At 27.6% G+C, this 11,015-nt stretch carries 10 protein-coding genes, 3 tRNA genes and 1 riboswitch; of the genes, 5 read left to right on the top strand and 8 right to left on the bottom strand.

Annotation, left to right across the window (positions count from 1 at the left end; genetic code table 11):
- Positions 1 to 630 (bottom strand): Na/Pi symporter (locus Q0V09_RS03845; protein ID WP_297487232.1); only part of this gene is annotated, 630 nt, incomplete at its 3' end.
- Positions 631 to 754: 124 nt separating this feature from the next.
- Between Q0V09_RS03845 and Q0V09_RS03840 the strand changes: the two genes are divergently transcribed.
- Positions 755 to 1,651: a hypothetical protein gene (locus Q0V09_RS03840; RefSeq protein WP_297405829.1), complete on the top strand. Its 897-nt coding sequence runs from the start codon at positions 755 to 757 to the stop codon at positions 1,649 to 1,651.
- 58 nt (positions 1,652 to 1,709) lie between these two features.
- Here Q0V09_RS03840 and Q0V09_RS03835 read toward each other — a convergent pair.
- From Q0V09_RS03835 to Q0V09_RS03825, 3 genes are all read right to left on the bottom strand, one after another.
- Positions 1,710 to 1,786, bottom strand: a tRNA-Met gene (locus Q0V09_RS03835).
- Between the two features lie 3 nt (positions 1,787 to 1,789).
- A tRNA-Gln gene (locus Q0V09_RS03830) sits at positions 1,790 to 1,864 on the bottom strand.
- Between the two features lie 6 nt (positions 1,865 to 1,870).
- A tRNA-Pro gene (locus Q0V09_RS03825) sits at positions 1,871 to 1,947 on the bottom strand.
- Between the two features lie 122 nt (positions 1,948 to 2,069).
- Here Q0V09_RS03825 and Q0V09_RS03820 point away from each other — a divergent pair.
- The gene (locus Q0V09_RS03820) at positions 2,070 to 2,828 is read left to right on the top strand and encodes an exodeoxyribonuclease III (protein ID WP_297405830.1); all 759 of its coding nucleotides are present in this window, start codon (positions 2,070 to 2,072) and stop codon (positions 2,826 to 2,828) included.
- 35 nt (positions 2,829 to 2,863) lie between these two features.
- On the opposite strand, the gene zupT is transcribed toward Q0V09_RS03820, so the two are convergent.
- The 4 genes from zupT to yvcK all read right to left on the bottom strand — a co-directional run bounded on the left by zupT (position 2,864) and on the right by yvcK (position 7,526).
- Positions 2,864 to 3,670: a zinc transporter ZupT gene (zupT, locus tag Q0V09_RS03815; protein ID WP_297405831.1), complete on the bottom strand. Its 807-nt coding sequence runs from the start codon at positions 3,668 to 3,670 to the stop codon at positions 2,864 to 2,866.
- A 61-nt stretch (positions 3,671 to 3,731) separates the two neighbouring features.
- The gene (locus Q0V09_RS03810) at positions 3,732 to 4,673 is read right to left on the bottom strand and encodes a nitronate monooxygenase (RefSeq protein ID WP_297405832.1); all 942 of its coding nucleotides are present in this window, start codon (positions 4,671 to 4,673) and stop codon (positions 3,732 to 3,734) included.
- Between the two features lie 117 nt (positions 4,674 to 4,790).
- Positions 4,791 to 4,967: riboswitch (cobalamin riboswitch) on the top strand.
- A 178-nt stretch (positions 4,968 to 5,145) separates the two neighbouring features.
- On the bottom strand, positions 5,146 to 6,540 hold the full coding sequence (locus Q0V09_RS03805) for an aminopeptidase (RefSeq protein ID WP_297405834.1): 1,395 nt from the start codon (positions 6,538 to 6,540) through the stop codon (positions 5,146 to 5,148).
- 14 nt (positions 6,541 to 6,554) lie between these two features.
- The gene (gene yvcK, locus Q0V09_RS03800) at positions 6,555 to 7,526 is read right to left on the bottom strand and encodes a uridine diphosphate-N-acetylglucosamine-binding protein YvcK (RefSeq protein ID WP_297405836.1); all 972 of its coding nucleotides are present in this window, start codon (positions 7,524 to 7,526) and stop codon (positions 6,555 to 6,557) included.
- Positions 7,527 to 7,662: 136 nt separating this feature from the next.
- Here yvcK and Q0V09_RS03795 point away from each other — a divergent pair, with 136 nt between their 5' ends.
- The 3 genes from Q0V09_RS03795 to Q0V09_RS03785 all read left to right on the top strand — a co-directional run.
- Complete coding sequence (locus Q0V09_RS03795) at positions 7,663 to 8,739, top strand: histidinol-phosphate transaminase (RefSeq protein WP_297405837.1); 1,077 nt, start codon at positions 7,663 to 7,665, stop codon at positions 8,737 to 8,739.
- A 21-nt stretch (positions 8,740 to 8,760) separates the two neighbouring features.
- Positions 8,761 to 9,570 carry an outer membrane protein OmpK gene (locus Q0V09_RS03790; RefSeq protein WP_297405838.1) on the top strand — a complete coding sequence of 270 codons (810 nt, stop codon included), beginning with the start codon at positions 8,761 to 8,763 and terminating at the stop codon, positions 9,568 to 9,570.
- A 205-nt stretch (positions 9,571 to 9,775) separates the two neighbouring features.
- A partial coding sequence (locus tag Q0V09_RS03785) for a sugar ABC transporter ATP-binding protein (RefSeq protein WP_297487230.1) occupies positions 9,776 to 11,015 on the top strand: 1,240 nt, incomplete at its 3' end.

Raw genomic sequence — 11,015 nt, 5'->3', positions numbered from 1 at the left:
ACCTATTAACTCTTGACTTGCTAAAGTTATTATAATTCCAAGTACTGCTGATGAAGATTGAATAATTCCAGTTAATACAGTCCCTATTCCAACTATTTTTATAATAGAAAATATATTTTCTCCTGTTCCAAGGTGAAATAGTTTTATAAAATTACTATTATACCTTAATGGCTTTAAAGCTTCTCCCATTGTTAATAATCCTAAAAAAATAAAACCTAATCCTAACATTGTTAAAAATTTTATTTTATTTTTTTCAATATTTGAATATATATAGCCCAATGAAGCAACTGCTATTATTGGAATTCCTATCTTATCTATTTTCATTGTAAATATCCAACCAGTTATTGTTGTCCCTATATTTGTTCCTAATATTATTCCTAAAGATTGTCTAGATGTTAACAATTGAGAGTTTACTAATGCTACCACTAAAGATGAAACCACTGAAGATGATTGTATTATCACTGTTGTAAACACTCCAAAACTTATTGATTTATATAGTTTTGATGTTATATTATTTAATACTTTTTTTATTCTATTTCCTGTAATTTTTTGCATTCCATTCGATACATTTTTCATACCAAATAAAAATATCCCCAATCCTCCTATTAAACTAAAAATTATTCCAATCATATTCTTCCTCCAATACAAGTTCTATTTATCTTTTTAGTTATTTTTTTTAATATCCTTTTTTATTTATTTTTTATTTTCATATGATATAATCTAATATGTATTATTTCTATAAAGGAGTGATTTTATGATAAATAAAGAATTTATTGAATATTATAAAGATAATAGAGAAAATTACAGGAAAATGGGAAAAAGATTAGAACGATTTATTAAAAATATTTTTGAAAAAGAAAAAATAATATATCATTCCATTTCAAGTAGAGCTAAAACTAGAGAAAGTTTTATAAAAAAACTCAAAAGAAAAGACTATCATTCTGTTGATCTCTTTACCGATTTATGTGGTATTAGAGTTATTACATTTTTAGAAAGTGAAACTAAAATTGTTGAAAAGTTTCTCAGAGGAATTTTTATTATTGACGAATTCAATAGTGAAGATAAAAGTGATAATTTAGGAGAAGATAAAGTTGGATATAAATCTATTCATTTAGTCGCTTCTCTTCCAAATGAGCTTTTAGAACTTCCTGAATTTGAAAGATTTAAAGACTTGAAATTTGAAATTCAAGTAAGAACAATATTGCAACATGCTTGGGCTGAAGTAGAACATGATAAAAATTATAAATTTAGTGGACAACTTCCTCCAGATATTAAAAGAAGATTTAAACTTCTCGCTGGATTTTTAGAGATTGCAGATAGAGAGTTTGAAAGTATATCTAAAGAGATTACTGAATATGAAAATACAATTGTTAATAAAATTGTTAATGATAGTTTAGAAGAGATTGAAATTAATTCAACCTCATTAAGGAAATATCTAAACAACTTATTAAAAATAAATGTAAAGCAACCAATAACGCAAAAATCTATTAAAGTATTAAATGAAAACAATATCTTAACTCTTTCTGATTTTAAAGCTATTGAAAATTTAAGAATAATAAAAATTTATATAGATAAAAGAAATAAACAAATTCCAGCTAGATACGATCTTATGATTCGACATTTAGTTGATTTAAAGAAAAAGAGAAGTTAATCCTTCTCTTTTTTCAAAAAATAAAAAAAAAAGCACTAAATGTGCTTTATAATCTTAATGGTGCCTAGAAAAGGATTCGAACCTTCGACCGCCCGGGTATGAACCGGGTGCTCTAGCCAACTGAGCTATCTAGGCATATGGCTGGGGTGGCTGGATTCGAACCAACGCATGACGGAGTCAAAGTCCGTTGCCTTACCGCTTGGCGACACCCCATTCTAATGGTCGGAATAGCAAGATTCGAACTTGCGGCCCCCTGCTCCCAAGGCAGGTGCGCTACCTGACTGCGCTATATTCCGACGTTTGTAGCACCATTGCTTGCTACATAAATATAGTACCATAATATATATATATTGTCAACAAAGTTTTTTTATTTTTTTATATGTTATAATAAACTTAACATATATTTTTGGAGGTAACTATGAAAAAAATGATTTCTTGGAATGTTAATGGTCTTAGAGCTATTTTACAAAAAAACTTTAATGAATACTTTAATGAGGTTAATGCTGATATCTTTTGTTTACAAGAAATAAAACTACAAGAAGGACAAATTGATTTAAATCCTGAAGGATATTACTCTTATTGGAATTATGCTATAAAAAAAGGTTATTCAGGTACTGCTATTTTTACTAAAGAAAAACCTCTTTCTGTTACATATGGATTAAATATTGAAAAACACGATACTGAAGGAAGAGTTATTACTTTAGAATTTGATAATTTCTATTTCTTAACAGTATATACTCCTAATTCTCAAAGTAAATTAGCCAGAATTGATTATAGAATGGAATGGGAAAATGATTTTAGAGAATATCTACTTCAATTAAATTTAAAAAAACCAGTTATTATTTGTGGAGATTTAAATGTTGCTCATACAGAAATTGATCTAAAAAATCCAAAATCTAATAAAAATAATGCTGGATTTAGTCAACAGGAAAGAGATAAATTTACTGAACTGTTAAATAGTGGATTTACTGATACTTTTAGATTTAAGCATCCTAATGACATTGAGAAATATTCATGGTGGTCATATAGATTTAATGCAAGATCAAATAATGCTGGATGGAGAATAGATTATTTTATCACATCAAATTCTATTAAAAACTTGATTGCTGAAGCTAATATTCATAATGAAGTTTTAGGTTCAGATCATTGTCCAGTTGAATTAATTATTAACATATAAAAAAAGCATCTTGTATTCAAAGATGCTTTTTCTAATTATAAAAACAATAATAAACTTATTGCCATTACTATCATTCCACTGATCAATCCATAAATTGATAAATGATGTTCTCCGTAGTTTTCTGCAGCAGGTAATAATTCATCTAAAGATATAAATACCATTATTCCAGCTACCCCTGCAAAAAGAATTCCAAATACCATTTCATTCATAAAAGGCATTAGAATTAAATACCCCACTAAAGCTCCCACTGGCTCTGCTAAACCTGATAAAAAAGAATAAATAAAAGCTTTTTTCTTACTTCCTGTTGAAAAATATATAGGAACTGAAACAGCTATCCCTTCAGGAACATTATGTATTGCTATTGCTATTGCTATTGAAATTCCAAGAGTTGGATTTTCAAGAGCTGATATAAATGTTGCTAATCCTTCTGGAAAATTGTGTATTCCTATTGCTATTGCTGAGAAGATTCCCATACGATATAAAGATTTACCTTTTTTTAAATCAACATTCTCGACCATTTCTTCAACACCTCGTAACTCATGAGGATTTTCATAACTTGGAATCATTTTATCTATAATTGCAATAAATAACATCCCTGAAAAAAAAGCTATAACAGTATACCAATTTCCCTTTATATTTCCACAATACATAACCAAAGAATCTCTAGCTTTAACAAGTATTTCTACAAAAGAAACATAAATCATAACTCCAGCTGAAAATCCCAGAGCAACTGATAGAAATTTAGTATTAGTTTTTTTAGATAAAAAAGCTATACAACTTCCTATTCCAGTTGCTAATCCTGCAAAAAGTGTTAATAAAAATGCAAATAAAATATTATTCATAAAATCACCTCATATTTTCTCTACTTGAGATGATTATTCTTTTATTTATTAATTTTTCTTTTTATTTATTTATTAAAACTTTATCTTTAAACATATCAAAAATCTCTTTAACTGATAAAATTTCATTTATTTTCCAAACATCTTTTCCTGCAAAGAAAATTCCTTCAGTTTCATTTCCATTATGAGCTTTAACTAAACTATCTTTTACACAAAACTTTCTACTACACTTTTTTAAACATGATATACAACTTTTAGGAGTTAATTTCTCTTCGTTTATAACTCTAGATACATATTCAGATTTAATTGCATTTGCTGGAAGCCCAGCTGAACTCATAATTTGAACAACATCTCCCTCTTTTGTATTTACATATTTTTCTTTAAATTCTTCATTTACTTCACACTCTTTAGATGCAATAAATCTACTTCCCATTTGAACTCCATCTACGCCTAAAGCCATCATTCTTTCAGCATCTGCTGGAGTTATAACTCCTCCCGCTCCAAATACAGGAATAGATACACCTTTAACTATCTCTTCAACTATATCCCAAGAATCTTTATCCGTCCCTAAATGACCACCTGCATTTCCACCTTCAACTACAATGGCATCTGCTCCTAATTTTTCTGCTATCTTAGCTAATTTTAAACTAGAAACAATTGGAACTAACTTAACACCTGTTCCTTTTACTTTTTCAAAAATATCTCTTGAAAAACCAGCACCACAAATTATCATATCTACTTTTTCTTCCAGAGCTACTTTTACTGATTCTGCAAAAGTTGAGGCAGCAACCATTATATTTACTCCTAACGCTCCACCTTTATTTACTATATTTTTTCTAGCTTTTCTTATTTCTTCTCTAAACTCCTCTAAAGGAATTGCAGTTCCAGCTATTACACCAACTCCGCCTTCATTCGCCACTGCTGCAGCTAGTCTAGCCATTGATGCTCTTATAGCCATCCCTCCTTGTATTATAGGTACATCTATATTTAAATCTCCAATTTTCATGAAAACAACACCTCCTAGTTAATTACATACGTATTATAACAGGTGTATTTTAAAAAAGGAAGTTTTTTTTATTTTTTATTTTCTATCCTTGACTTTATACTCCTTATGAGGTATATTCCTATTAGTATTAATTATAATACTAGACAAAAACAAGGAAGTGAGGTGTGATTCCTCTACGGCCCCGCCACTGTAATTCTGACGAAAGTATATTATGCCACTTAGATTTTTTTCTTGGGAAGGCTTACTAGTAGGAAGAAGTTAGTCAGGATATTTATTTTGTCTATTTTCTCGAGGGAGGACAATATATTATGAAACTTTTTAGTGGATTTTCTTAATTTTGTTTTTTATATTTAAATACATTTTTTTACTATAAAAGACAAAACAAACAAACAAACAAACAAACAAACAAACTTTATAAAAATTAGCACCCTAATATAGAAAAGATGTCTATGTTAGGGTGCTTTTTATTATTTTAATTCATTTCTTTATAAAAAGCTTTGTACGCTTTATATGATTCATATATATCTAATTTTGAAGATATTTCAAATGGTGCATGCATTGCTAATAAGGCAGGTCCTACATCTATTGTTTTAATTCCCAGTTGAGCAAGATACATAGCAACAGTACCTCCTCCGCCTTCATCTACTTTTCCTAATTCAGCTGTTTGCCAAAGAATATCTCCTTTATTTAAGATATTTCTTATTTCCCATACATATTCTGCATCAGCGTCATTTGTTCCACCTTTTCCTCTAGAACCAGTAAATTTAGTAACAACTATTCCATAGTTTAATTTAGCTGCATTCTGAGCTTCATGAACGCTTTTAAATATAGGATCTATTGCAGCACTTACATCTGATGATAAAGAACTAGAATTCCATAAAGCTTTTCTTAAAAATAGATCTGAATAGTTATCTTTTGTTCTGCTTATTAAATCTCCTGTAAAATACTCTAAATAGTTAGATTGAAGACCTGTAGATCCATTTGAACCTGTCTCTTCTTTATCTGCTAAAAAACATACTGCAGTTTTATTAGGAATCTCATTTAAGCTTAATATAGCTTTTAATGATGTATATCCACAAATTCTATCATCTTGACCATATCCACCTACTAAAGATCTATCTATTCCAACATCTTTAGCTTTAAATGCTGGAACTAACTGGAATTCTGCTGAAATAAAATCTTCCTCTATCATTCCATAAGCCTTATTTAACTCTTCTAAAACAGCATATTTTACTGTTTCTTTTATTTCTGGATTATTCAATGTTGTAGGTATAGTTCCTACAATAATTTGTAACTCTTCTCCTTTTATTACCTCTGCAGTTTTTCTATCTCCTTGAACTTTAGCTGCTAAATGTGGTAATAAATCTGGAATTGTAAATACTGGATCTTCGTCTCTTTCACCAATAACTACATTTTTTCTTTCTCCATTTTCTAAAACAACAACACCGTGTAATGATAAAGGAATTGATGTCCATTGATATTTTTTTATTCCACCATAATAGTGAGTTTTCATATAAGATAATTCTAACTCTTCATATAAAGGATTTTGTTTTAAGTCGATTCTAGGTGAATCAATATGTGAAACAACATAATTCAAACCTTTTTCTAAAGGTTCTTTTCCTATTATAGCAAGTACTAAATTTTTTCCTCTGTTTACATAGTAAACTTTGTCTCCTGGTACTAATTTTTCTTTAGATTCTGCTAAAACAAATCCATTTTCTTCTGCTAATTTCAATCCATACTGTACATACTCTCTTTCAGTTTTACCTAAATCCAATGAGATTTTGTACTCTTCACAAAATTTAAAGATTAACTCTTTAGTTTCTGAAGTTTGTTTTTTCCATCCATTTTCTTTGCTTAATAACATTTAATATCCTCCTTTTATTCATCGTAAAAATTTTCTAAATTATCTATTTGTGAATATATTGCTGCACCTAATTTATGTGATAAATGTCTTATTCTTTTTTGATTATCTATTTTTATTAGATTTTCCTCTATTACTTCTACTCTCATTTTATCTAAATTTTCTTTATCTATTTTAACTAGAGTACTTCCCTCTTCTTTATATCTATCTAAAATATCTTTATCTATCCTAACTGAATTTACAATAACTTTGTCTATCATATCATATCCTACATGCTTATTAATAGATATAATATGATCAGAAACATTATAATTTTCTGTTTCTCCCACTTGTCCAACAGCATTGCATATATATATCTTTTCTGCTCTTGATTCTTTAAGAGCCTTTTGCATATTTTCTAACAATAGATTAGGAATAATACTCGTATATAAACTTCCTATTGAAAATACAATTAAATCAGCTTCTTTTATAGCTTTTATATTTTCAGCAGGACTATTTACTTCTCCATCATAAAAAACTCTTTTTATTTTTTCTCCTGGTACTGGTATATCACTTTCACCAAAAATAAATCCACCACTTTCTTTTTCTGCAATAAGTTCAATTTTTTCTAAAGTAGCTGGCAAAATCTTTCCTTTTATATTAAAAAGTTTTCTTAATTTTTTAATTGCTATTTGAACATCTCCAGTTATCTCTGTCATTGCTGTTATTAAGAGATTTCCTAAAGGATGTGCACCTATTGATGAGGTTTTCCCAAAACGAAATTGAAAAACTTCCTCTATTAAAGGTTCAACATTGCTAAGAGCTATCATAACGTTTCTTAAATCTCCTGGAGCAGGTATATTAAACTCTTTTTTTAATATTCCACTACTTCCTCCACTGTCTGCTACAGACACTATTGCTGTTATTTCTATAGGAAAATGCTTTAGACCTCTTAATACTACTGAGAGTCCACTTCCTCCACCTATTACTACAACTTTTGGATATCTCATTTCATTTCCCCTTTTCTAATTGCATATGTCCTATTTTACCATTCTATTGTCCTAACTTCAACTATTTAAAACATACTTTGCAAAAAAAAACTATATTTGTTAAAATATTATATAAAATCATCAAGGAGGAGCTTTTGTGAATAACAATCATGGAGCAAATTTATATGAGTTATCTCATAATTTAGGTTTAAATAAAACTAATATCATTGATTTTAGTTCTAATATAAATCCTTTTGGACTAAGTCCTAAAGCAATAGAATCTTTACAAAAAAATATACACCTTGCTAGTATCTATCCTGATCCTGACTATAAGGAACTAAAAAAAAGTATTAGTGAATATTGTCATTGTTTTCCTAAAAATATTATTCTTGGAAGTGGAGCTACTGAACTAATTTCAGCAACAGTTAAAACTGTACTTCCTAAAACGGCATTATTACTAACACCAGCTTACTCTGAATATGAAAAAGAATTAAATAAAATTAATTGTAACATTACAAAATTTTATTATAAAAAAGAAAATCAATTTAATATTGATATTCTCAATTTAATTAACACTATTGAAAAGAATGATTTTGATTTAATCGTTATTTGCAATCCTAACAACCCTACAGGTACTCTAATTCCTATAGGTGATATTAAAATTATTGAAGAAAAATTCAAAAAAACTATAATGATAGATGAAACATATATTGAATTTACAGATTTTGAAAAAACTTCAGCAATATCTTTAGCTATCAATAATCCTAACCTTATAGTTATTAGAGGTACATCTAAGTTTTTTGCAACACCAGGAATAAGACTAGGTTATGCTATTTTAGCTCAAGGAGAACTTTTCAATAAAATTAATAGACTTCCAAACTTATGGAATATTAATATCTTTGCTTCAATTATGGGTGAAAGTATGTTTAAAGATACTGAATATATCAATATGTGTCATCTAAAGTTTGAAGAAAATTTTAATCTACTTTTTTTAGGACTAAAAAAAATAGAAAATATAAAAGTTTATAATTCTAATTCTAATTTTATTTTATGTGAAATTACTAATCCTAATTTTTCTGTTGATAATCTATATTTATCACTTTACAAAAAAGGAATAATTATTAGAAAAGCTGAAAGTTTTGAAGGATTAAATAATAAATTTTTCCGTATTTGTGTGCTTACTAAAGAACATATTAAAATATTATTAAATGAAATAAATAATTTTTTTAAATAAATTAAGGGGGAATAAAAAAACGTGTTAAAAAAATACTTACTTTGTGGAGCTATTTGTTTATCAACTTTATCTTTTGCTAAATATGAACCTTGGAACTTTAATCTACTTGAAGTTGGAATTATTAAGAATAACTCACTTCCAAATGGATTTGGTCCATCTGTAAAAGATACAGTTTTTGAAATTCAAGGTACTACAAGATACAATCTATTAGATCTCTACTGGTTTGTTGATAGATCTAATATTTTTAATTCAAATTCATTAAGTGATAAAAAAAATGATGATTCGAATTATACTTATTTAGAGTTTAATCCAAGAGTTTCAATGGATGGTCTTTTTAATAAGAATTTATCTGTAGGACCTATTAATGAATGGTTTTTCTCATATAATTTTGACTACGATAATACTTATGGAATCTATAAAGGATTAAAAAAACATTACTTTGGTATAGGTAACTATATTAATGTTCCTGGCTTTGATTATTTTAAAACTAATATCTATAAAAGATTTATTGAAAAAAATTATAGTAGAAATGAAAATAATTGGGATGGATATATGTTTAATTCCTCATATGGTGCCACTTTATATAAATTTAATAATGGTATGAAATTTACTTTTAGTGGATGGATGGATTATGTCTTTGGAGCTAAAAAAATACAAAGTTATGACACATCTAGCTCATTACAGTGGCAAAATCAAGTTAGATTATTTTTTAACGACAATATTTCGTTAAGTTATACCTATCAAATTAATAAACATTTCTCAGAAGTTAATCAATTTTCTTCTAATAGAAATCAGTCAGCTATTGGACTTCATTATTCTATAATTTTCTAATTTAAGTTATAAAAATTATTCAAAAGCAGCAATTAGTGCACACTATTTGCTGCTTTTTTGCTAATTTTTTGAAAAAAATCACTTTTCTTAACAAATAATGCACTTTTTACCCTCTAAACCCATTGAATTCTGTTTTTTTATGTGATATTATTTCAAAGGTTATTACAAATTTTAGTTATTTTTTTTACAAAGGAAGGGAAACTCATTGAAAGTTCAAATGCAAAATATTCATAAATCTTTTGGAGATATACATGTTTTAAAAGGTATTGATCTTCAAATAGAAAGCGGTGAAATACATGCTCTTATGGGCGAAAATGGTGCTGGAAAATCTACTCTTATCAAGGTTTTAACTGGAGTTTACTCTAAAAACTCAGGTGAAATTTTAATTGACGATAAAGAGGTTAACATAGATAGTATCTCAGATAGTGAAAAAGTAAATATTGCTTATGTTCATCAGGAATTAAACATAATAAGAGAGATGACAGTTTGTGAAAATTTATTCCTAGGAAAAGAAATTTTAAAAGGTAAATTATTAGACACAAAAAAAATGAATGAAATCTGTTTAGAGAAACTTTCTGTTTTAGGAATAGATCATATTCATCCAAATACATTAATGAAAAATTTAAGCGTTGGTTACCAACAAATGATTGAAATTGCAAAAGCACTTTTAATTAACGCACAATTAATTATACTAGATGAACCAACAGCTGCTCTAACAAGCAAAGAAATTGAAAATTTATTCAAAATAGTTACAGAATTAAAAAGTAAAGGTGTTAGTTTCTTATATGTTTCTCACAGAATGGAAGAAATTTTTAGAATGTGTGATCGTATCTCTATTTTAAGAGATGGACAATATATTGGAACAGAGGATCTAAAAATTGTTTCTGAAGAAAAAGTTGTTGAAATGATGACTGGAAAAACTATTGATAATCTTTATAGAAAAGATAAAGTTCTATCTGGTAAAACTATGATAGAAGTTAAAGATTTAAATAAAAAAGGTATCTTTGAAAATATTAATTTCCAAGTTAAAGCTGGTGAAGTTTTAGGATTTGCTGGACTTATGGGTGCTGGAAGATCTGAAATAATGCATGCTATTTTTGGTAGTAATCCCGCTGACTCTGGAAGTATTTATATAGAGAGCAAAAAAGTTTCAATAAAAAATCCACTTGATGGGAAAAAAAATGGAATCGGTTTTGTTACAGAGGATAGAAAAGAGGAAGGATTAATTTTAGACTTTGATGTAAGCGAAAATATTGTTATTCCTTCTATTGATAAATTCTTAAAGAAAAAAATGGTAGATAATAAAAAAATAAACTCTGTTGTTGATCATTATATAAAAAAATTAAAAATAAAAGTATTCAATGCTAATCAAAAAGTTAAGAGTTTAAGTGGTGGAAATCAACAAAAAATTGTTTTTGCAAAATGGCTTGAAACTAATCCTAAAA

The sequence above is a fragment of the uncultured Cetobacterium sp. genome (assembly GCF_947039425.1).
Classification (GTDB): Bacteria; Fusobacteriota; Fusobacteriia; order Fusobacteriales; family Fusobacteriaceae; genus Cetobacterium_A.
The sequence above is the reverse complement of the archived record's forward strand: the minus strand, read 5'-3'. Positions and strand labels throughout refer to the sequence as shown.

Excerpts from the sequence above, each read along its gene's own strand:
- Q0V09_RS03820 (WP_297405830.1), top strand. The coding sequence starts at position 2,070 with ATGAAAAAAATGATTTCTTGGAATGTTAATGGTCTTAGAGCTATTTTA.
- Q0V09_RS03810 (WP_297405832.1), bottom strand. The coding sequence starts at position 4,673 with ATGAAAATTGGAGATTTAAATATAGATGTACCTATAATACAAGGAGGG.
- Q0V09_RS03840 (WP_297405829.1), top strand. The coding sequence starts at position 755 with ATGATAAATAAAGAATTTATTGAATATTATAAAGATAATAGAGAAAAT.
- zupT (WP_297405831.1), bottom strand. The coding sequence starts at position 3,670 with ATGAATAATATTTTATTTGCATTTTTATTAACACTTTTTGCAGGATTA.
- yvcK (WP_297405836.1), bottom strand. The coding sequence starts at position 7,526 with ATGAGATATCCAAAAGTTGTAGTAATAGGTGGAGGAAGTGGACTCTCA.
- Q0V09_RS03805 (WP_297405834.1), bottom strand. The coding sequence starts at position 6,540 with ATGTTATTAAGCAAAGAAAATGGATGGAAAAAACAAACTTCAGAAACT.